This window comes from Burkholderia territorii, from assembly GCF_001718335.1.
In the GTDB taxonomy this organism is placed as follows: domain Bacteria; phylum Pseudomonadota; class Gammaproteobacteria; order Burkholderiales; family Burkholderiaceae; genus Burkholderia; species Burkholderia territorii.
The window spans coordinates 663,888-683,818 of the sequence record NZ_CP013367.1 but is presented as its reverse complement, the minus strand read 5'-3'; the positions used below and the strand labels follow the sequence as shown (position 1 = coordinate 683,818).

The window sequence follows — 19,931 nt, the reverse complement described above, 5'->3', positions numbered from 1 at the left end:
CACAGGCACGCTCAGGGAGAACGCCATGTCCAGGGCAGCTCGTCATCCGAAACTCACGCGTCGCGGCATGCATCGCCAGCAAGGCGCGGTCGCGATCATCGTCGGTCTCGCACTGGCGGTGATGATCGGGTTCGTCGGTCTCGCGCTGGACCTCGGCAAGCTGTACGTCACGCGCAGCGAACTTCAGAACAGCGCCGACTCATGCGCGCTGTCCGCTGCGCGCGACCTCACGACGGCCATCAGCCTGCAGGTCGCGGAAGCGGACGGCATTGCGGCCGGCCACTCGAATTTCGCGTTCTTTCAGCAGAACGCGGTGCAGATGCAGACGGATTCGAACGTCACGTTCAGCGATTCGCTGACCAATCCGTTCCTGACGAAGACGGCGGTGACTACGCCGGCAAACATCAAGTACGTGAAGTGCACGGCGCAGTTGAGCAACATCGCGCACTGGTTCATCGAGATACTCAACACGATCCCGGGCGTGCGGGTCGCGAACGCGGCCCAGGTCTCGGCGAGCGCGATCGCGACGGTGGGCGCCGGGCAGACGACCTGTGCGATCCCGGTGTTCGTGTGCAAGGCGGCTGCCGCCGCGCCGTACAAGGTCGGCGACTGGATCTCGTCGCCTTCCGGCTCGTCGTCGACGTACGGGCCCGGCAACTTCGGCTGGGCCGCGCTCGACGGGTCGACGAACGAGCCGACCATCGCCAGCGAATTGTCCGGCAACACCTGCAACATCACGTCGCCGCCCGACCTCGGGTCGACGGGCCTGAAGGCCGCGTCGCTGCGTGCCTGGAACACGCGCTTCGGGATCTACACGAATGGCGCGAACGGCTCGAGCGGCCAGCCGGACTTCACCGGCTACGCGTACGTCGGCCCCAAATACGGGCCGCCGGGAACCGCGGGCATCGTCGGCGATGCGTACACGCAGTTCGTGCTCGATCGCGCAAGCTTCAAGGCCTATCAGGGCGACGGTGCGCCGCCTGCCGGCAGCGGCATCTCAACCAACGGGACCGCCACGGCCAGCAACTACCAGACATACGGCGGCGACCGTCGGGTCGCGCTTGCGCCCGAGGGCGATTGTTCGACGCTGTCGGGGAGCAGCAGCAAGCTGCACGTCACGCAGTGGGACTGTGTGCTGATGCTCGACCCGCTGCCGTTCAGCCCGGGCTCGGGCGGGGTCGTCGCACACCTCGAATACCTCGGTTCGACGGCGTCCGGCACCACGCCCTGCGCGACGCACGGCCTGCCCGGCAGCGGCAGCTCGGTCGGCATCAAGGTCCCGATGCTCGTTCAATAGAGGAGACGCGATCATGAAAAAGCGCCCGATTCGCCGGTCACGCATGCGCGGAGTCGCCGCGGTCGAATTCGCGCTCGTGCTGATGCCGATGATCGTGCTCGCAACCGGCGTGGCCGAGTTCGGCCGCGCGATCTACCAGTACGAGACGCTCACCAAGGCGACGCGCAACGCGGCGCGCTACCTGTCGGTCTTCTTGCCGACCGACAGCGCGTATCCGCTCGCCCAGGCGCAGTGCCTCGTCGTGTATGGCAGCACCACGTGCGGCTCCGCCGGCACCGAGCTGGTGCCGGGCCTCACGACATCGATGGTGATCGTCTGCGACGCCGCGCACACGCCCGACTGCGCCGATGCGTCCGATCCGCCGCAGTTCGCCAACCTGCCGACCTACGACTCGACCAACAACGCGGCAAGCGGCACGGCGACCGGCAGCATCAACGTCGTCGAGGTGAAGGTGAAGGGCTACCAGTACCAGCCGATTCCGGCCTACCCGGGATTGTCGTCGATCACCTTCGGCAACATCGTCACCGTGATGAGGCAAGTGTCATGAACGCGCGCCCCTTCCCGCCGTCGCGCCGTCGCGGCCAACGCGGCGCGACGATCGTCGAGTTCGCGCTGATCGCATCGATCCTGATCACGTTACTGATCGGCATCTTCGAATTCGGGCGCGTGCTGTTTTACTGGAACACCGCGACCGAGGCCATCCGGCTCGGCGCGCGCACGGCGATCGTCTGCGACGTGAACGCGGCCGGCGTCGTGAAGCGCGTGAAGTCGCTGATGCCGATGCTGTCGAACGCGAACGTGTCGGTGAGCTACATCCCGTCAGGCTGCGACGTGAGCTCCTGCTCGTTCGTGACCGTCAGCATCACCAACGTCACGGTCAGAACGATGATTCCGATCGCCAACGTGACCCTCACGATGCCGCCGTTCACGACGACGCTGTCGCGGGAAAGCCTGAATTCATCGACGGGCGGCGCCGCCTGCCAATAATCGAACCGACGAGGCACAGTCATGATCAATATCCTCGTAGCTGCCGACGATACCGCCCGGCTCACGCAGATCGCGCGCCTGGTCAGCGACAGCGGGCACTACCGTGTGACACGCGCACATGGACGGCCGTCCCAGATCGAGCATCGAACGGACGGACTCGATTCATTCGACATCCTGCTGATCGACGGCGCGACCAGCGATGCCGTCGAGCTGTCGGCGCTCGAGCGGCTCTGCCGCCTGCATCCGGGCCTGACCTGCATCCTGGTGACGGCCGATGCGGCGCCCAACATCCTGCTGGACGCGATGCGCGCCGGTGCGCGCGACGTGCTGCAGTGGCCGATCGACCCCGCGGCGCTCGCCCGTGCGCTCGAGCGGGCCGCCGTGCAAAGCACGCGGCGCGACGGCGACGATACGCGCTTCGTGTCCTTCATGTCGTGCAAAGGCGGCGCGGGCACGAGCTTCGCCGCGAGCAACGTCGCGTACGAAATCGCTGAAACCCACAAGCGCCGCGTGCTGCTGGTCGATCTGAACCAGCAGTTCGCGGATGCCGCGTTCCTCGTCAGCGACGAGACGCCGCCGTCGACGCTGCCGCAGCTGTGCGCGCAGCTCGAACGGCTCGACGGCGCGTTTCTCGACGCGAGCGTCGCGCACGTGACACCGACCTTCCACGTGCTGGCTGGCGCGGGCGACCCGATCAAGGCTGCAGAGATGCGCGAGGATGCGCTCGAATGGATCCTCGGCGTCGCGGCGCCGCGCTACGACTTCGTGATCGTCGACATCGGGGTGAGCATCAATCCGTTGTCGATGATCGCGCTGGATCGCAGCGACCAGATCCAGCTCGTGCTGCAGCCGTCGATGCCGCACGTGCGTGCCGGGCGCCGGCTGCTGGAGATTCTCGTGTCGCTCGGCTACCCGATCGACCAGATGCGCCTGGTCGTAAACCGGATGACGCGCGCCAGCGAACGTACGCGCACCGCGCTCGAGGAAGTGCTCGGCCTGCACGCGAGCAGCACGATACCCGACGACGCCGATACCGTACGCGAGGCGCTCGACCAGGGGCATCCCGTCTCGCGCGTCGCACGTGGCGCCGCCGTCACGCGCGCGTTGCAGGCCTGCGCGAAGCAGATCGTCGAAGGGGACGTGCGCACCCGCCACGACGCGTCCAGCAGCGAACCGTTGATGTCACGGCTGTTCGGCCGCAAGGCCACGCCGAAGCTCAAGTCCATGTGAATCTTTCGGGGAAACCATCATGTCATTGCGCGAACAGATGTCCTTGTACCGGACGCAGCCGGCGGCGGCGGGCACCGAACCGGCAGGCGCGACGCATTCGTCGGTGCGCGACGCGTACCAGAAGCTGCGCCGTGAAATTCACCTGGCGGTGCTCGAGCGCGTCGAGCTGGAGCGCCTGTCGCGCCTGCCGCAGGAGCAGGTGCGGCAGGAAATCGCGGCGCTGATCACGCGCATCCTCGACGAGGAGCGCCTGCCCGCGAACGACATCGAGCGGCGCCAGCTCGTGATCGACGTGTACGACGAAATGTTCGGTTTCGGCCCGCTCGAGGCGCTGCTGCGCGACCCCGGCATCTCCGACATCCTCGTGAACACGTACCGGCAGGTCTACGTCGAGCGTGCCGGCCAGCTCGAACTGACCGACGTGACGTTCTACGACGACGCGCACCTGATGAAGGTGATCGAGAAGATCGTGTCGCGCGTCGGGCGCCGCATCGACGAATCGACCCCGATGGTCGACGCGCGGCTGCCGGACGGCTCGCGCGTGAACGCGATCATTCCGCCGTCGGCGATCGACGGCCCGCTGATGTCGATCCGGCGTTTCGCGGTCAATCCGCTGAAGATGGACGACCTCGTGAATTTCCAGAGCCTCACGCCGCCGATGGCGGAGCTGCTCGACGCGCTGGCCAGGGCGAAAGTGAACGTGCTCGTGTCGGGCGGGACGGGCAGCGGGAAGACCACGTTGCTCAACATCCTGTCGGGCTTCATCCCGCGATCGGAGCGGATCGTGACGATCGAGGATGCGGCGGAGCTGCAACTGCAGCAGCCGCACGTGCTGCGGCTCGAAACACGGCCGCCGAACATCGAGGGCAAGGGCGAGATCACGCAGCGCACGCTCGTGCGCAACGCGCTGCGGATGCGCCCGGACCGGATCATCCTCGGCGAAGTGCGCGGCGCGGAAGCGCTCGACATGTTGAACGCGATGAACACCGGCCACGAAGGCTCGCTCGCGACGATCCACGCGAACACGCCGCGCGACGCGCTCACGCGGCTCGAGAACATGATCAGCGTGGGCGGGCTGACGTTGCCGCCGAAGACGATGCGCCAGCAGATCGCGTCGGCGATTTCGGTGGTGGTCCAGGCGACGCGGCTCACCGACGGCAAGCGCAAGATCGTCAGCATCCAGGAGCTGACCGGGATGGAAGGCGACATCATCAACATGCAGGAGATCTTCACGTTCAAGCGTACCGGCATGGACCGCGACGGCACGGTGCGCGGACACTTCTGCGCGACCGGCGTGCGGCCGAAGTTCGCCGAGCGGCTGCAGGCATTCGGCATCGACCTGCCGGATTCGCTGTACGACCCGGCGCAGCGTTACGAGACGAAGTGACGACGCGCGCGTCTGACTCCGGGGAGGCCTCATGGACTCGATATTCTATGGTTTTGTGATTCTCACCTTCGTGGCAGTCGTGCTCGCGATCGAAGGCGTCTATCAATGGTGGAACACACGCCACGGCGCCGCGGCACGGCGGATCGAGTCGCGCCTGCGCGCGATGTCGGCCGGCGGCAACGTGCAACAGGAGCGGCTGTCGATTCTCAAGAAGCGGATGCTCGACGAGTCGAAACCGTTCGACCGGCTGCTGCTGCGCGTGCCGCGCGTGCAGTCGGTGGATCTCATGCTGCAGCAATCGGGGCTCGACTGGACGGTGGCGAAGCTCGTCGTGTACAGCGCGGTGTTGCCGGTGACGGCGATGCTCATCCTGTTGCTCACGCCGTTGCCGCTGATCGTCGCGGTACCGATCGCGCTGCTGAGCGCATGCCTGCCGGCGATGTACGTGATGCGCCATCGCAACCGGCGGATGCTCAAGCTCGAGCGGCAACTGCCGGATGTCTGCGACATGATTGCGCGCGCGCTGCGCTCCGGCCACTCCTTCACGAGCGCGCTCGGGATGGTCGGCGAGGAGTTTCCCGATCCGATGGGCGGTGAATTCCGGATCACGTTCGACGAGATCAATTACGGCGTATCGCTGCACGATGCGCTGGTGAACCTCGCGACGCGCGTGCCGGCCCACGACCTGCGCTACTTCGTGATCGCGGTGCTGATCCAGCGCGAGACCGGCGGCAACCTGGCGGAGCTGCTCGACAGCATTGCATCGCTGGTTCGCGAGCGCTTCAAGCTGTTCGACAAGGTCCGCGTGCTGTCGGCGGAAGGGCGGCTGTCGGCCTGGATCCTCGGGCTGCTGCCGTTCGGTACCGCGGGCATGATGGCGGTGCTGAACCGGGAGTTTCTGTCGGTGCTCTGGCAGGATCCTGCCGGCGTCAAGATGGTCGGCGTGATGCTGACGTCGATGGCGTTCGGCATGCTGTGGATTCGCCGCATCATCCGGATTCGCGTCTGACGCGTGTCTCAGGCTTCACGAACCGATTCGAGGCTGTCATGCAAAACCTGAGCGTAGTACATACCGTGATGCTGGCCGGCTTGTTCGTCTTCGTCGCCGGCGGCGTGCTGGCCGCGATGCTGCTGTTTGCGCCGCGCAACATGGAGCGCCGGATTCAGCAGGCGAGCGGCGCAAGCATGGGCATCGCCGCCGGTGCGGACGAAGGCGGCGAGCAGACATCGCGATGGGTCGCGAAGCTCGTCGAACTGTCGCAACCGATTTCCCGGTTGTCGGTGCCGCAGGAGGGTTGGGAGAATTCACCGCTGCGGATCCGGATGATGAATGCCGGCTGGCGCGATCCGAGCGCAGGCGCGCTGTACTTCGCAGCGAAGACGGTACTCGCGCTGGCGTTGCCCGGCGCCGCGCTGCTGGCGCTCGCCACGACCCGGCTCGCGGATCAACGCATGCTGCTGTCGTTCATTCTCGTCGCACTCGCCGGGATCGGCTACTACGTGCCGAACGTGGTCCTGAGGCGGCGGATCGCGACGCGTCAGCGGGTGATCTTCGAGGACTTTCCCGATGCACTCGACTTGCTGACCGTATGCGTGGAAGCCGGGCTCGGGCTCGATGCGGCGCTGATGCGGGTGAGCGAGGAATTGCGCTTTCGCAGCGAAGTGGTCGCGAGCGAGCTCGACCTGCTGCTGCTCGAGATGCGCTCCGGGTTCACGAAGGAAACCGCGCTGCGCAATCTGGCACTTCGGACCGGTGTAGAGGATATCGAATCGTTCTGCGCGATGCTGATCCAGGCCGATCGCTTCGGTACGAGCATCGCCGAATCGTTGCGCGTGCTGTCCGACATGCTGCGCACGCGGCGGCGGATGCGCGCCGAGGAACGTGCCGCGAAGATCGCGCTGAAGCTGCTGTTCCCGCTGATCTTCTGCATTTTCCCCGCGCTGATGTGCGTGTTGCTCGGGCCGGCGATGATTCACGTGTATCGCGTGCTGCTGCCGACCTTCACCGGTATCGGGCAGTAAGCCGCCGCGAGGAATGACCGCGCGAACCGGATGTACGTGCCGACCGGCCATCGCGGGCCGATACGGTCACCGTCTTCATGGGAGGCTCCTTCTCCCCCCCGGGCGGCGTCGCGAGACAGATCGATCATAGCGGCGTCAGTGCAACCCGGACCCATGGTCGATCATGGAGACAGCCGTAGTCCACCGCCCGCGCGGGTGGCCCCCTACGGCTAACATCGAATGCAGTCGGGGCGGTGCGCCGGCGCGTCAGCGCATGTGCCTTCGCCGAAGGGAAGCAACGCGCTGGCGAGCCCGTGTCCGCTGACGCACCGGATGCCGATCGACAGCGACAAGAGCCTGTATGAATGGAATGCGGCGAGTGCGAAGTCGGTGAGTGACCGGCTCGAATGCAGTTCACCGCGCGGCAACGACGATCCGACGTGCAGCTTCACGCCGGCGTCGCGGGCGGCCAAACACGTCGCGCGCCGGTTCTTCGTCTACTGAAAGTGGTGTACGTACCGCAGCACCATCCGCGAACCCTGCGGCCGGTTGCGCGCATGCACCTCGAAATACGCGTTGAACATCAGGTGATCCTGCGGCGAGAAGCTGACCATGGCACCGGGCCCGATTCCGAGCACGGCTTCCCGCGTACCGGATACCGCCTGCCCGTTGACCTTCATGTCGGTGGTCTGGCGCAGCCAGTAGCCGTTGATACCCAGCCGCAGCCCGGGCCGCACTTCGTACTCGGTCGCGAAGTTCGCATGAACTGCCTGGCCGGCCTGCGTCGACGTCACGTCCGGCCCGAGCGCGGTCGCCGGTTCGTGATTGGCCGCATTCCACAGATAGTGCAGGCGCCACGATACGGTCCACTTCGGCGTGATCCAGAACGTCGCGGCCCAGTACGGATCGAACGACCAGAAATGGCTGCCCGGATTGATCGCGCGTGCCGGATCGTATGCGCCGGTCGGCGCGATGAACTGGAATTCCACTCGCTGCGCGAAGCGCGGCCCTTGCGCGCCCATCACCGGATCGAACTGGATGAACGGGCCGACCAGCAGGTCGCCGAACCCGGCTCGCGAATTCAGCGCGACATTCCCGATGCCGTCGTTCGTATGCACCGAGGCCACCCACGGCAGGATCACGTCGAGCCCGGGATGCATGCCGCCGAACGTCAGCGGCGACTGATAGACGAGCTGGCTCAGCCCTGCGAACAGATCGATGTCCTGCTTCGGCAGCCCGACCTTGTTGCCGGCATTGTCGTTGATGCGCCCGGCCGTGTAGTACTCGAGATACTGCGTACCATACCAGCCGGAGCCGGCCGGCGGCAGCCCGTCGAGGAAGCTGGTCATCCCCAGGTTGACCGACGGCAGGTCGGTCGCATGCGCGGGCGCGTGCGCGGCCACGCCGATGAACACGAGACCTGCGATCGCAAGCATGCGAGAGCCGAATTTCATCATCACCACCTCCTGTATATTTATTTGTATAACTAATCAAACGGCTCGAAAAAGATCGGGATGATCGGAGATTGCGCGATACTGGCCCGCATGGAATACGAGCGGGGCCTTTCCGAACGTGGCGAACTGCTCGATCTGCCCGATGAACAGCAGATGGTCGCCGCCTTCGTAATGGCCGACGTTGCGGCACACGAACCGCGCGCTCGCGCCATCGAGACAGGGCACGCCGCCCGCATCGGCGTCCGCGTGCGGCACACCGTCGAACTTGTCGGCGCGCGGTGTCGCGAAGCGGCGCGACAGCTCGATCTGGTCGTGCGCGAGGACATTGATCGCGAAGTGCGTGGCCGCGACGAAGTCCGGACGGCTCGGCGCGACCTTGCGCAGGCTCCACAGCACGAGTGGCGGGTCCAGCGACAGCGACGAAAACGAATTGGCGGTGAGGCCGACCTTGCGCCCGTCCGGCGAACGCGTCGTGATCACGGTAACGCCGGTCGGAAACTGGCCGAACGCTGCACGCAGTTGCTGCGGGTCGTGCGCCGGATTGCAGGTAGCAGCGGTATCCATGTCGGTTACTCCGAGCGTGCGGCGTGTTCGCGGATCAGCGCCGCGCAGGCCGACGGCTCGAACCACCACGGCGCGAACTGGCGCGGATCGTCGAAGCCGTTGACGAGCGTCGCGGCGAGCGACGGCAGCTGGCCGGCGGCACCGAGCAGCTCGAGAATGTGCGGCGGCGGCGGGGTGAGCAGCGAGTTGGTCCAGCGCACGACGTGCTGCGCGTAAGCCCAGTAGCGTTCGAACGTGTCGTGCATCCAGCCTTCGTCGAACGGTTCGGCTTCGCGCGCGAGGATTGCGTCGCCGTATACCTTCGCGCATTTGGCCGCATTGTTCGAACCCTGGCCGGTGATCGGATCGTTGACGACCACCGCATCGGCCATGCCGAACACGGTGCGTCCCGACGGCAGGCGGAAGAACGGCTTGCGCACGGTCGGGGTGAAGCGCCCGGACAGCGTGCCGTTCGGATCGGTGAGCTCGACGTCGCGGCAGCGCTCGAATTCCCACGGCACGTACTGCTGCAGGAACGACAGGCTGCGGTCGAGGTGCTGCTCGGGTGTCGTCACGTCGGCCCAGCAATCGAGTGGGCCGCCGGGGATCCCTTCGAATACCATGATTTCGCACTGCCCCGTCGTTGTCAGTGCCGGAAACACGAAGTATTCGCCGACGCCGGGCAGAAGGTTGAAGCGTACGCGCGAATATGGCTGGCTCGGCACCATGCCTTTCACGTAGGTGAGGGCAAGCGCGCGCTGCGGGCGCTCGAATGCGCTGCGTGCGTCGTCGCGGCCCAGCAGGTTCACGATTTCGCCCTTGCCGGCCGCGAGCAGCACGAGATCGTGGCTGCGCGCGAGGTCTTCGAGCTCCGGCACGCCGACGTCGCAGATACGCACGTCCGCGCCGCGGCGCCCGATCGCGTCGAGCCAGTCGGCCATCTTCACGCGCTGATCGACCGATTGCGCGTAGCGCGTCAGCCGCGACGACCAGTCGATCGCCTTGCGGCCGTTGCCGGCCGGATGCGGCACCGCGATGCCGATGCCCTCGACGGACGGGCAAGCCTCTTCCCAGGTGTTCAGGCCGAGATCGCGTTCGATCTGAAGTGCGGTATGGAACATGCACTGGCTCGACATGACCTTGCCGGTGCGAATCTGTTGCGCGTCGCGGTTGGTCGCGAGTGTGACGTGATAGCCCTGGTCGAGCAGCGTGAAGGCGAGTTGCAGGCCGGACTGGCCGGCCCCGACGATGGCGATGCGTTTCATGGTCGAATCCTTGGTAGAACGAATTACGTGATGCGGACTATGGGCCGAACGAGTCGGATGACGATTATTCGGCGAGTCGCGGAATTGCCGGCACCGCCTGCTCCGGGCCCATTGCGGAGTAGCCGCCGTCCACCGCGTAGTCGGCGCCCGTCACGAAGCTCGCCGCGTCGCTGCACAGGAACGTGACGACCTGCGCGACTTCCGACGGGTCGCCCACGCGCCCGAGCAGATGAAACGGCGCGGCCACGCGATCGGTCTTCGCGCGGTCGCCGTGCGTGAGCTCGTCCATCACGCGCGACCACGTCCATCCCGGCGACACCGAGTTGACGCGAATCCGGTCGGCGGCGAGATCCATCGCCATGCTGCGCGTGAGCTGGCGCATCGCGGCCTTCGAGGTCGGATAGAGCCAGCGGCCGGTCTGCGCGCATTGCGCGGAGATCGAACTGAAGTTGACGATCGCACCGCCGCCGCGCCGAGTCAGGTGCGGATGAACGGCCTTTGCCAGCATCGCGGCCGACACGACGTTGACGTCCATCGCCGCGAGCCAGTCGTTGCGCGTGGCCTGGATCCCGTTGTCGACGTAGCTGCAGGCCAGGTTGATCAGCAAGTCGATCGCGCCGAAGCGTTCGGCGACTGCGGACACCGCGCGGTCGATCGCGCGATCGTCGGTGATGTCGATCGCGATGAACATCCCGCGTTCACCGAGCGAATCGGCGACGCGCGCGCCGTTTTCCGCATCGAGATCGAGGATCGCGACGCACGCGCCGGCACGGCTCAGATCCTGCGCGACGGCGGCGCCGATCAGCGTGGCGCCGCCAGTGACGATCGCGACTTTGCCAGCAAGGGCAGTCATGGGGAGTCTCCTGGAATGATTGAGTGGCGGCGGCGCGCGTTGCGCGCACCGCCTGCGTATCGGTCTATCACGCGCTTTCGTGCCAGCGCTTCATCAGCCGGTTCGACGGCACGGTTTCGTCGAGCAGCTTGCGCGCCGTTTCCACGCCGGCGACGGGCAAGCCGGTCGCGTCGAGCAGGCCGATCTGCACGAGCACGCTCGCCTGATCCCAGTAGATGTGTTCGTGATACAGCTTGTCGCCGCGGAACTTGACGATCGCGACGAGCGGAATCTCGACGCGCTTGCCGGTCGGCGCGATGCCGGGCAGCATCCAGTCGATCTCGGTCGTGTGCGTGAAGCAGAAGAGCAGCTCGTCGACGATCTGGCTCGCGCCGACCGTGCGCGAGATCGGCGTGATCGTCGTGTCCGGCGGGTTCGCATGCACGAAGTGATGCGTATAGAAGCGCTTGAGCTCGTCGTAGCCGACGCCGCCCGTGAGCGTCGGAATATGGTTCACATAAGGCTGCGCGACCATCGTGGCCATCGTCGCGTCGACGTTGCGCGTGTCGAACTCGTGGCGGATGTGTTCTTCCCACAGCGCGGACAGATCGTAGTGCGGCCCGAGCGCCGCGCGGAACGCGGCGATCGCGCGCTGGTGCGCCATGACCGCGGCCGCCTTGTCGAAATGATCGCCGCCCACGCGCGCGAACGCGTGGTCGACACCCGGGTAGACGTACACTTCGACGCCGTCGCGGCCGGCCAATGCCGCGGCGATGCGCTGCTGCGCATCGGGCGGGCAGAAGCGGTCGTGCGCGGCGATCTGCAGCACGAGCCGGCCGCGCAGATGCGCGGCTTCGTCGAGCGCGTGCTCGATCCCCACGCCGTAGTAACTGACCGCGGCGGCCACGTCCGGCAACCGGCACGCGGCGAGATAGGCGAGCTTGCCGCCCAGGCAGTAGCCGAGCACGCCGGCCTGCCCCGTGCATTCCGGCCGTTGCGTCAGCACGGCCAGCGCGGCGGCGATATCGTCGACGCCCTTGTTTTCGTCGTATTCGCGGTACAGCGCCATTGCCCGTTCGAAATCGGCCGCGGTGTAACCGAGTTCGATGCCGGGGGCTTGGCGCCAGAACAGGTCGGGCACGAGCACCGTGTAGCCTTCCTCGGCGTAGTAATCGGCCACGTCGCGCATCGTTGCATTCGCGCCGAAGATCTCGTGACACAGCACGATGCCCGGCCCCGTGCCGCCGGCCGGCGTGCTCAGGTAGGCGCGAAACGTCCCGCCGTCCGCCGACGGGATCTCGATGTGTCGTCCTTGCATGTGTCCCTCCATTCTGTTCGTGACTGGCTTGGGCCCAGTATTGGCGGACGAAACGCGCGCTTCTATCCGCTTTCTTCGGCCGGTATCCGCGAATTCCGGAAACCTGCGGGTCGGCCCGCCGCGTCGGGGCTGGAGCGCGGCGCACTGCGGGTATGTGCGGATGCGGAAGCTCCGCACAGTTTTCTACGATGCGCGAACGGTCCGCTTCTTGCGTGATGTGCGCAGGGCTTGCGTAGTGTAACGAGGCGGACTGTCCGGATACTCCGGATGCTATCCGGATCGTGCGACGGGATTCCCCGGAATCGGGAACGCGTGCACGGCGCAGGTGCGATCGAGCACGACGGGAGAACTTCGATGGGGCAACTTTCGGAAGCGGGCTGGCTGGATCACGCGGCCTGTTTCAACCATGACACATTGCTGCTGCAGTCCGATGACGTCGACGAGGTACGCGCGCGCGTGGCGGACGTGTTCAAACCGCATCGGCTTACGCCGACCGGTGATTCGCGCGCGCTGCACGGCCGCATGCATCATGCGCGCTGGGGCAACCTGTCGCTGAATCTGCTCGACTACGGCGGTGAGGTGTCGATCGAGCCGGGGCCGCTCGAGCACTTCTATCTGTTGCAGATTCCGCTGCGCGGCGACGCCGAGATCGAGTGCGGCGCGACGCGCTTCGTGTCGTCGCCCGACATTGCATCGCTGCTGTCGCCGACGCTGCCGCTGCGGATGCGGTGGGGCGACGCGTGCCCGCAAGTCATCCTGCGCATCGAGCGCGAGGTGATGGAGCGGCATGCGCAGCGGCATTTCGGCGGCGACCGGCGCGTGCCGGTGGAGTTCGAGCCGGAATTCAGCCTGTCGTCGCAGCAGGGCGCGTGCCTCGCGCAAATGCTGCCGATGCTGGCCGACGCGATCGCGACGGACGGACATCCGCTGCGCCATCCGCTCGCGTTCGAGCAACTCGAATCGACGCTGCTCAACCTGTTGCTGTACGGCCACCCGAACAGCGCCCGCAACGGCATACGCGCCGCACCGGCGCCGCTCGCGCCGTTCTATGTGCGTCGCGTCGAGGAATACATCCGTGCGCATCTCGACGAGCCGCTGACGATCGAGCGGCTCGCGGAACTGGCGGGCGTCAGCCCGAGCACGCTGTTCGCCGGATTCCGCAATCGCCACGGCATCACGCCGATGGGATTCGTGCGCCAGTTGCGGCTGCAACGTGTGCGCGACGAACTGCTCGACGACGCGACACCGGGGCTCGCGTCGGTGACGGACGTCGCGCTGAAATGGGGCTTCGCGCACCTCGGGCGGTTCGCGATCGACTACAAGCGTGCGTTCGGGGAATCGCCGTCGGCCACGCTCCGGATGCGGCGCGCGCGGTGCTGACGGGAGGGGCGGCGACCACGCAGGCTCGTTGTCGAAAGTCTGGCACAAGGGCGGGGCGCTGCCTTGACGGATGTCATGAACGCAGCCGATGCCACTGCATCGCGTGACGCGCACGGTCGTTTCCCGCGTTGCGGCGCCAGCATGAATGACGTGACGTCGACCGTTGCCGGTTCGACGAAGGAGAGGGCGAAGAATGTGTCGCGCCGGCAAGCGTCGCGGCTTGCCGGCGGCATCGTGCAGCGAGACCGGCTGCCGCAGCCGGTCTCCTGACGCGTGTTTCAGAAATGCACGACGGTCCGGATGGACTTGCCTTCGTGCATCAGGTCGAACGCTTCGTTGATCTCGGTGAGCGGCTTCGTGTGCGTGACGAACGGTGCCAGCTGGATCTTGCCGGCCATCGCGTCCTCGACCATGCCCGGCAGTTCGGAGCGGCCCTTCACGCCGCCGAACGCCGTACCCAGCCAGCGGCGACCGGTGACGAGCTGGAACGGTCGCGTGGAGATTTCCTGGCCGGCGCCCGCGACGCCGATGATGACGGACTGGCCCCAGCCGCGGTGCGCGCATTCGAGCGCCGCGCGCATCACGTTGACGTTGCCGATGCACTCGAAGCTGTGGTCGACGCCCCAGCCGGTCATCTCGACGATCACCTGCTGGATGGGCTTTTCGTGGTCCTTCGGATTGACGCAGTCGGTTGCGCCGAACACGCGCGCGAGGTCGAACTTGCCCGGATTGGTGTCGATCGCGATGATGCGGCCGGCCTTCGCGAGCTTGGCGCCCTGAATCACCGCGAGGCCGATGCCGCCGAGACCGAACACGGCGACCGTATCGCCTTCCTGCACCTTCGCGGTGTTCTTCACCGCGCCGAGGCCGGTCGTGACGCCGCAACCCAGCAGGCAGACCTGCTCCGGATTCGCGTCCGGGTTGATCTTCGCAAGGGAGACTTCGGCGACGACCGTGTATTCGCTGAACGTCGAGCAGCCCATGTAATGATGGATCGGCTGGCCGTTGTAGCTGAAACGCGTGGTGCCGTCGGGCATCACGCCCTTGCCCTGGGTGGCGCGCACCGACACGCACAGATTGGTCTTGCCGCTCTTGCAGAACAGGCACTCGCCGCATTCGGCGGTGTAAAGCGGAATGACGTGGTCGCCGGGCTTCACGCTCGTCACGCCTTCGCCGACTTCCACGACGATGCCGGCGCCTTCATGACCCAGCACGGCCGGAAAGAGGCCTTCCGGATCGTCGCCCGACAACGTGAAGGCATCCGTGTGACAGACGCCGGTGTGGGTGATCTTGACGAGCACTTCGCCCTTGCGGGGCGGTTCGACGTCGATTTCGACGATCTGGAGCGGCTTACCCGCCTCGAACGCAACTGCGGCACGTGATTTCATGGCAATCCTGTCAAAAAAGAATCATCGAATGGATCGGACGTCGACGAACCTGGACCGGTCAGCGCAAGTAGGACCGGACGAGCGTCACGATATCGTCGATCGATCCGGACGAGGGCCGCGGGGCGTCCGCGAGCTGGGTGAATTCCTCGCGCAAATGGCTTTCGAGCACGCCGGCCATCACACCGTTGATCGCGCCGCGGATGGCAGCCAGTTGCTGAAGTATCGGGCCACAATCCGCGCCCTCCTCGAGCGCCTGCTCGAGCGCATTCAACTGCCCGCGAACACGGCGCACGCGGGTCAGCACGCGTTTCTTTTCTTCGGGGGAATGCGGCATGGGATCTGTGGGTTCCGGATACTGGGGGGCAGTATAGAGCAATGTGGCGCGGAGGTATACGGGAGGGCTGCCCGTCACGCGTCAGATCAGCAGCGTGAGCGTGCGGAACAGCGCGAGATCCTCGTTGCGCGCCGACCGCGCATGCCGCCGGATCACCTGCAGCAGGCAGTCGATGAAGCAGCGCGCGGCGTCGCTCAGCGTGCTGCTGCGGCGCGTGACGATGCCGAGCTCGCTCGGGTCGAAGGTTTCGGTGAGCGACAGCACGCGCATCCGCTCGCCGAACGACGGCACAGCCGCGAGGATGGTCGGGCACCACGTGCACATGCCGGCCTGTTCGAGCATCGTCTGCAGCATCGCGACCGACTGCGCGCGTACGATGCGCCGTTCGTCGATGTGCGCGCCGTGCTGCGTAAACAGATAATCGACGAGCGCGGCCTGGCCGTCGGCCGACGAATTCAGTACCCAGTCGCATTCGAGCAGATCGTGCACCGACTTCGCGCGTTCGCGCGGATGCCCGGCGCGCACCATCACCGACGTCTCGTAGCGTAGCAGCGGCTCGAATGCGAATTCCTGCGCACCGCTGCCGGCCTGCACGTGGCCGAGCGCGAAGTCCATGCTGCCGTCGCGCAGCAGCGGCTGTGCGACGGCCATCAGCGCTTCGTACAGTTCGAGGCGCACGTCGGGCATCCGCTCGCGAAACCGCAGCACGGTTTCCGCGAGGAACGTCATCGTGAGCCACGGCGTGACGCCGACGCTCAGCCGCCCTTCGATGCGCCCGCGCATCCGTTCAAGATCGCTTTGCGCATGCTCGAGCTGCTTGAGCACGAGCTTCGCGTGCGTGAGCAAGGTTTTCCCGTATTCCGTGAAGCCGATGCCTTCCGGCGCGCGCACCAGCAACGGCAGGCGCTCGCTGGCCTCCAGCTCGCGCAGCGCGCGGGTGACTGCCGCCTGCGACAGCCCGAGCGTGCGCGCCGCGCCGCGGATGCTCCCGGCCTCCGCGCTCGCGACGAGGGCCTGCAACTGATGCAGCTTGATCGTGCTCATGGTGCGATACCCGACAACGAAAGGTTGTCATCATAACGAAACTGCGGCTGTTCGCCGGTTTTTTCGCTGCCTACGATCACGCCACGATCTGCCATTCCGGCGATCGGCAACCGGAACGCATCGAGGAGCAACGGAGTTGGATCGAGCACGTATTCCGCCAGAAATGGCGGCCATCGAGACGGAGATGATCGCGTTGCGCCACCGGCTGCACGCGCATCCGGAACTCGGCTTCGAGGAGCATGCGACGAGCGAACTCGTCGCCGATTACCTGACAACATGGGGTTATCGGGTCACGCGCGGCCTCGGCGGCACCGGGGTGGTCGGCACGCTCACGCGCGGCACCGGCAAACGGCTCGGGCTGCGCGCGGACATGGATGCGTTGCCGATCCGCGAGACGACCGGGCTGCCGCACGCGAGCCGGCACGACGGCGTGATGCACGCGTGCGGCCACGACGGCCATACGGCGATGCTGCTCGCGGCGGCCCGCTGTCTCGCCGAGCGCGCTCGCTTCGCCGGCACGCTGAACCTGATTTTCCAGCCGGCGGAGGAAGGGCTCGGCGGCGCGAAGCGGATGCTCGACGACGGGCTGTTCACGCAGTTCCCGTGCGACGCCGTATTCGCGATGCACAACGTGCCCGGGTTGCCGGCAGGCGTGCTCGGCTTCTGCGACGGCCCGGCGATGGCGTCGGCCGACGAGGTGCGCGTGCGCGTGACCGGGCGCGGCGGCCATGGCGCGGCGCCGCACACGACGATCGATCCGGTGGTCGTCTGCGCGTCGATCGTGATGGCGTTGCAAACCGTCGTGTCGCGCAACGTGAATCCGCAGGAGCTGGCGATCGTCACGACCGGCTCGATTCATGCGGGCACGGCTTCGAACGTGATTCCCGCGCATGCCGATCTCGAACTGAGCGTGCGCGCGTTGTCGCCGGAGGTGCGCGCGCTGCTCGAACGGCGCATCCGCGCGATCGTGCACGGGCAGGCCGACAGCTACGGCGCGACGGCCGAGATCGACTATCGCTACGGCTATCCGGTGCTCGTCAATCATGCAGCGCAAACCGCGTTTGCCCGCGACGTAGCACGCGAATGGGGCGGCGACGACGCGCTGATTCCGCACCTGCGGCCGATCGCGGCGAGCGAGGATTTCGCGTTCATGCTCGAGGCCTGCCCGGGCAGCTACCTGTCGATCGGCAACGGCGACGGCGCGATGAGCTGCGGGCTGCACAACCCCGGCTACGATTTCAACGATGCGTGTCTCGCGACGGGCGCGAGTTACTGGATCGCGCTCGCGGAGCGCTATCTTGCGTGAGCAGGGCAGACGGACACACGGATTCGCTTCACCTTCAACGATGGAAACAAGGAGACAGGCAATGAAACAGTGGATGGTGGCGCTCGCGGCGGCGCTGACGGCAACGATGATGGCAGGGGCCGCCCACGCGGGCGACTGGACGGGCAAGGAGATCCGCCTCGCGGTCGATCCCACGTATCCGCCGCTCGAGTACAAGCAGCCCGACGGCACGCTGACCGGATTCGGAATCGACATCACCAACGCGCTCTGCGCGGAGCTGCATGCGCGCTGCGTGTGGGTCGAGTCGAGTTTCGACGGGATGATTCCCGGGCTGCTCGCGCGCAAGTTCGACGTGATCGCATCGTCGATGACCATCACGCCGAAGCGGATGCAGCAGATCGCGTTCACCAACCGGATCTCGAATGCACCGGCGCGGCTGATCGCGCGCAAGGGTTCGCCGCTGCTGCCGACGGCTGCGTCGCTGAAGGGCAAGCGGGTCGGCGTCGAGCAGGGTTCCGCGCAGGCCGACTATGCGATCGCGAACTGGCAGCCGGCCGGCGTGCAGATCGAGTCGTACCAGAACCAGGATCAGGTATACGCCGATCTCGTGACCGGGCGGCTCGATGCGGCGTTCCAGGCGTCGATCGCGGCGAGCGACGGCTTCCTGAAGAAGCCGCAGGGCAAGGACTTCATGTTCGTCGGCGCGGCGATCGACGATGCGAAGTATTTCGGGCAGGGCGACGGCCTCGGTTTGCGCAAGCAGGACACCGAGCTGCGCGACGCGTTCAACCGCGCGCTGGCGACGATCCTCGCGAACGGTACGTATCAGCGAATCAACCGCAAGTACTTCGACTTCGACATCTACGGCGCGAAGTAAGCAGCGCTGCAACGCACCGCTTCGAGCGGGTTGCGATCATCATAACGATAAGGAAAACGAATGAACTGGAGATTGTTTTTCGTCGCGATGCCGGCACTCTGTGCTGCACCGGTCTTCGCGCAAAGCAGCGTCACGCTGTACGGGCTGATCGACGCGGGTATCGACTACACGAACAACGTCGGCGGCCATGGCGCATGGCAGATGGCGAGCGGCTTTGCGCAGGGCAGCCGCTGGGGGCTGAAGGGCACCGAGGATCTCGGCGGCGGCTACAGCGCGCTGTTCCAGATCGAGAGCGGCTTCAACGTGAACAGCGGTACGCTCGCGCAGGGCGGCCGCATGTTCGGGCGGCAGGCTTACGTCGGGCTCGGCAGCACGCGCTTCGGCACGCTGACGCTCGGCCGGCAATACGACTCCGTCGTCGACTATCTCGCGCCGACCACCGCGAACGGCAGTTGGGGCACCTATCCGTTCTCGCATCCGCTCGACAACGACAACACCGGCAACACGTTCCGCGTGAACAACACGCTCAAGTATGCGAGCCCGGATTTTGCCGGCTTCTCGTTCGGCGGCACATATAGCTTCAGCAACGACACCGGGTTCGCGAACAACCGGCAGTGGAGCGTCGGCGCGCAGTACGAGCAGGGTGGCTTGCTCGTCGGCGCGGCGTTCCTGAATGCGGACAACCCGGGGACGACAGCCGGCGGTGCGGTCGCGGGCCCGGGGTCGGTCGGCGCGGATGCGAACTTCGCGTCCGCGCGGCTGCGGATCTTTGGCGCGGGCGTCAACTACACGGCAGGGCCCGCGACGATCGGGTTCGCATATACGAACAGCAACGTCACGCGGCCGACCGCGAACGTCGGCTACCTGTTCGGCGACGAGACGATCGAACCCGTCACGGGGCCGCTCGCGGGCGGCACGCTCACGGCGATCAAATATCAGAACTTCGAAGTGAACGGCAAATACCAGTTCACGCCGGCGTTCTTCGTGGGCGCGCAGTATGTGTATACGACCGTTCGCTATGAAGCGACCACGGGCAGCGCGAAGCCGAAGATCCATTCGATCGGGCTGATGGCCGACTACAACCTGTCGAAGCGCACTGACGTCTACCTGATGGGCGCATACCAGCGGGTCGCGGGCGACGCGACCGGTTCGTCGCTCGACCAGGCGCTTGCCCCGGGCGCGGCCGATCTGTCGTCGACGTCGAAGCAGGTGCTGGTGCATGCGGGGATCCGGCACAAGTTCTGACCGGAAGGCACTCGGGAGGCAGGCGCGCCGTCGCCGCCGGCCTTCCCGTCCTTGCAACCGGCGA

General features: G+C 66.3%; 21 protein-coding genes. 12 read left to right on the top strand and 9 right to left on the bottom strand.

All coding sequences use genetic code 11. The features are described from left to right. The first annotated feature begins 25 nt into the window (after nucleotides 1-25). From WS51_RS29040 to WS51_RS29005, 8 genes are all read left to right on the top strand, one after another. Nucleotides 26-1,297, top strand: a complete 1,272-nt coding sequence (locus WS51_RS29040) for a pilus assembly protein TadG-related protein (RefSeq protein WP_069230257.1) — start codon at nucleotides 26-28, stop codon at nucleotides 1,295-1,297. Between the two features lie 13 nt (nucleotides 1,298-1,310). After that, nucleotides 1,311-1,844 (top strand): TadE/TadG family type IV pilus assembly protein, encoded by a 534-nt coding sequence (locus WS51_RS29035; RefSeq protein WP_059451847.1) that lies wholly within the window; start codon nucleotides 1,311-1,313, stop codon nucleotides 1,842-1,844. After that, entirely contained in the window at nucleotides 1,841-2,284 is a 444-nt protein-coding gene (locus tag WS51_RS29030; RefSeq protein ID WP_059451846.1) for a TadE/TadG family type IV pilus assembly protein, read from the top strand. Before WS51_RS29035 ends, WS51_RS29030 begins: the two co-directional genes overlap by 4 nt. A gap of 21 nt (nucleotides 2,285-2,305) precedes the next feature. After that, nucleotides 2,306-3,514 (top strand): CpaE/TadZ family protein, encoded by a 1,209-nt coding sequence (locus tag WS51_RS29025; protein WP_069230256.1) that lies wholly within the window; start codon nucleotides 2,306-2,308, stop codon nucleotides 3,512-3,514. Between the two features lie 19 nt (nucleotides 3,515-3,533). Next, nucleotides 3,534-4,901, top strand: coding sequence for a CpaF family protein (locus tag WS51_RS29020; RefSeq protein ID WP_059451844.1), 1,368 nt, complete (start codon nucleotides 3,534-3,536; stop codon nucleotides 4,899-4,901). Between the two features lie 31 nt (nucleotides 4,902-4,932). Beyond that, complete coding sequence (locus WS51_RS29015) at nucleotides 4,933-5,910, top strand: type II secretion system F family protein (RefSeq protein WP_059543259.1); 978 nt, start codon at nucleotides 4,933-4,935, stop codon at nucleotides 5,908-5,910. A gap of 38 nt (nucleotides 5,911-5,948) precedes the next feature. Then, the gene (locus WS51_RS29010) at nucleotides 5,949-6,923 is read left to right on the top strand and encodes a type II secretion system F family protein (protein WP_059451842.1); all 975 of its coding nucleotides are present in this window, start codon (nucleotides 5,949-5,951) and stop codon (nucleotides 6,921-6,923) included. Nucleotides 6,924-7,178: 255 nt separating this feature from the next. Next, the gene (locus tag WS51_RS29005; protein WP_208606691.1) at nucleotides 7,179-7,406 is read left to right on the top strand and encodes a hypothetical protein; all 228 of its coding nucleotides are present in this window, start codon (nucleotides 7,179-7,181) and stop codon (nucleotides 7,404-7,406) included. Here WS51_RS29005 and WS51_RS29000 read toward each other — a convergent pair. From WS51_RS29000 to WS51_RS28980, 5 genes are all read right to left on the bottom strand, one after another. Continuing rightward, nucleotides 7,400-8,359 (bottom strand): SphA family protein, encoded by a 960-nt coding sequence (locus tag WS51_RS29000; RefSeq protein ID WP_155628458.1) that lies wholly within the window; start codon nucleotides 8,357-8,359, stop codon nucleotides 7,400-7,402. The genes WS51_RS29005 and WS51_RS29000 overlap by 7 nt on opposite strands. A 33-nt stretch (nucleotides 8,360-8,392) precedes the next feature. Next, on the bottom strand, nucleotides 8,393-8,920 hold the full coding sequence (locus WS51_RS28995; RefSeq protein ID WP_059543264.1) for a flavin reductase family protein: 528 nt from the start codon (nucleotides 8,918-8,920) through the stop codon (nucleotides 8,393-8,395). A gap of 5 nt (nucleotides 8,921-8,925) precedes the next feature. Continuing rightward, entirely contained in the window at nucleotides 8,926-10,164 is a 1,239-nt protein-coding gene (locus WS51_RS28990; RefSeq protein WP_059543265.1) for a styrene monooxygenase/indole monooxygenase family protein, read from the bottom strand. 64 nt (nucleotides 10,165-10,228) lie between these two features. After that, a complete protein-coding gene (locus WS51_RS28985) occupies nucleotides 10,229-11,017 on the bottom strand; it encodes an SDR family oxidoreductase (RefSeq protein WP_059502437.1) in 789 nt (262 codons plus the stop codon). Between the two features lie 67 nt (nucleotides 11,018-11,084). Next, nucleotides 11,085-12,314, bottom strand: coding sequence for a dienelactone hydrolase family protein (locus WS51_RS28980; RefSeq protein ID WP_069230254.1), 1,230 nt, complete (start codon nucleotides 12,312-12,314; stop codon nucleotides 11,085-11,087). A 354-nt stretch (nucleotides 12,315-12,668) separates the two neighbouring features. Here WS51_RS28980 and WS51_RS28975 point away from each other — a divergent pair, with 354 nt between their 5' ends. Further along, complete coding sequence (locus tag WS51_RS28975; protein ID WP_059502433.1) at nucleotides 12,669-13,694, top strand: AraC family transcriptional regulator; 1,026 nt, start codon at nucleotides 12,669-12,671, stop codon at nucleotides 13,692-13,694. Nucleotides 13,695-13,972: 278 nt separating this feature from the next. On the opposite strand, the gene WS51_RS28970 is transcribed toward WS51_RS28975, so the two are convergent. The 4 genes from WS51_RS28970 to WS51_RS32355 form a co-directional block, all read right to left on the bottom strand. Then, nucleotides 13,973-15,082 carry an S-(hydroxymethyl)glutathione dehydrogenase/class III alcohol dehydrogenase gene (locus WS51_RS28970; protein ID WP_059502431.1) on the bottom strand — a complete coding sequence of 370 codons (1,110 nt, stop codon included), beginning with the start codon at nucleotides 15,080-15,082 and terminating at the stop codon, nucleotides 13,973-13,975. Between the two features lie 58 nt (nucleotides 15,083-15,140). Next, the gene (gene frmR / locus WS51_RS28965) at nucleotides 15,141-15,416 is read right to left on the bottom strand and encodes a formaldehyde-responsive transcriptional repressor FrmR (protein ID WP_006753040.1); all 276 of its coding nucleotides are present in this window, start codon (nucleotides 15,414-15,416) and stop codon (nucleotides 15,141-15,143) included. 81 nt (nucleotides 15,417-15,497) lie between these two features. Continuing rightward, entirely contained in the window at nucleotides 15,498-16,460 is a 963-nt protein-coding gene (locus tag WS51_RS28960) for a LysR substrate-binding domain-containing protein (protein ID WP_069230253.1), read from the bottom strand. Next, on the bottom strand, nucleotides 16,457-16,609 hold the full coding sequence (locus WS51_RS32355) for a hypothetical protein (protein WP_155773639.1): 153 nt from the start codon (nucleotides 16,607-16,609) through the stop codon (nucleotides 16,457-16,459). The genes WS51_RS28960 and WS51_RS32355 overlap by 4 nt, the downstream gene beginning before the upstream one ends. On the opposite strand from WS51_RS32355, the gene WS51_RS28955 reads away from it, so the two are divergent. The 3 genes from WS51_RS28955 (at nucleotide 16,597) to WS51_RS28945 (ending at nucleotide 19,867) form a co-directional block, all read left to right on the top strand. Beyond that, nucleotides 16,597-17,766, top strand: a complete 1,170-nt coding sequence (locus WS51_RS28955) for a M20 aminoacylase family protein (protein WP_059543273.1) — start codon at nucleotides 16,597-16,599, stop codon at nucleotides 17,764-17,766. The genes WS51_RS32355 and WS51_RS28955 overlap by 13 nt on opposite strands. A 61-nt stretch (nucleotides 17,767-17,827) precedes the next feature. Beyond that, nucleotides 17,828-18,622 (top strand): ABC transporter substrate-binding protein, encoded by a 795-nt coding sequence (locus tag WS51_RS28950; RefSeq protein WP_059543275.1) that lies wholly within the window; start codon nucleotides 17,828-17,830, stop codon nucleotides 18,620-18,622. Nucleotides 18,623-18,682: 60 nt separating this feature from the next. Beyond that, nucleotides 18,683-19,867 carry a porin gene (locus tag WS51_RS28945; RefSeq protein WP_059543276.1) on the top strand — a complete coding sequence of 395 codons (1,185 nt, stop codon included), beginning with the start codon at nucleotides 18,683-18,685 and terminating at the stop codon, nucleotides 19,865-19,867. Nucleotides 19,868-19,931: the final 64 nt, after the last annotated feature.

Excerpts from the sequence above, each read along its gene's own strand:
- WS51_RS29040 (WP_069230257.1), top strand. The coding sequence starts at position 26 with ATGTCCAGGGCAGCTCGTCATCCGAAACTCACGCGTCGCGGCATGCAT.
- WS51_RS29035 (WP_059451847.1), top strand. The coding sequence starts at position 1,311 with ATGAAAAAGCGCCCGATTCGCCGGTCACGCATGCGCGGAGTCGCCGCG.
- WS51_RS29030 (WP_059451846.1), top strand. The coding sequence starts at position 1,841 with ATGAACGCGCGCCCCTTCCCGCCGTCGCGCCGTCGCGGCCAACGCGGC.
- WS51_RS29025 (WP_069230256.1), top strand. The coding sequence starts at position 2,306 with ATGATCAATATCCTCGTAGCTGCCGACGATACCGCCCGGCTCACGCAG.
- WS51_RS29020 (WP_059451844.1), top strand. The coding sequence starts at position 3,534 with ATGTCATTGCGCGAACAGATGTCCTTGTACCGGACGCAGCCGGCGGCG.
- WS51_RS29015 (WP_059543259.1), top strand. The coding sequence starts at position 4,933 with ATGGACTCGATATTCTATGGTTTTGTGATTCTCACCTTCGTGGCAGTC.
- WS51_RS29010 (WP_059451842.1), top strand. The coding sequence starts at position 5,949 with ATGCAAAACCTGAGCGTAGTACATACCGTGATGCTGGCCGGCTTGTTC.
- WS51_RS29000 (WP_155628458.1), bottom strand. The coding sequence starts at position 8,359 with ATGATGAAATTCGGCTCTCGCATGCTTGCGATCGCAGGTCTCGTGTTC.
- WS51_RS28995 (WP_059543264.1), bottom strand. The coding sequence starts at position 8,920 with ATGGATACCGCTGCTACCTGCAATCCGGCGCACGACCCGCAGCAACTG.
- WS51_RS28990 (WP_059543265.1), bottom strand. The coding sequence starts at position 10,164 with ATGAAACGCATCGCCATCGTCGGGGCCGGCCAGTCCGGCCTGCAACTC.
- WS51_RS28985 (WP_059502437.1), bottom strand. The coding sequence starts at position 11,017 with ATGACTGCCCTTGCTGGCAAAGTCGCGATCGTCACTGGCGGCGCCACG.
- WS51_RS28980 (WP_069230254.1), bottom strand. The coding sequence starts at position 12,314 with ATGCAAGGACGACACATCGAGATCCCGTCGGCGGACGGCGGGACGTTT.
- WS51_RS28975 (WP_059502433.1), top strand. The coding sequence starts at position 12,669 with ATGGGGCAACTTTCGGAAGCGGGCTGGCTGGATCACGCGGCCTGTTTC.
- WS51_RS28970 (WP_059502431.1), bottom strand. The coding sequence starts at position 15,082 with ATGAAATCACGTGCCGCAGTTGCGTTCGAGGCGGGTAAGCCGCTCCAG.
- frmR (WP_006753040.1), bottom strand. The coding sequence starts at position 15,416 with ATGCCGCATTCCCCCGAAGAAAAGAAACGCGTGCTGACCCGCGTGCGC.
- WS51_RS28960 (WP_069230253.1), bottom strand. The coding sequence starts at position 16,460 with ATGAGCACGATCAAGCTGCATCAGTTGCAGGCCCTCGTCGCGAGCGCG.
- WS51_RS28950 (WP_059543275.1), top strand. The coding sequence starts at position 17,828 with ATGAAACAGTGGATGGTGGCGCTCGCGGCGGCGCTGACGGCAACGATG.
- WS51_RS28945 (WP_059543276.1), top strand. The coding sequence starts at position 18,683 with ATGAACTGGAGATTGTTTTTCGTCGCGATGCCGGCACTCTGTGCTGCA.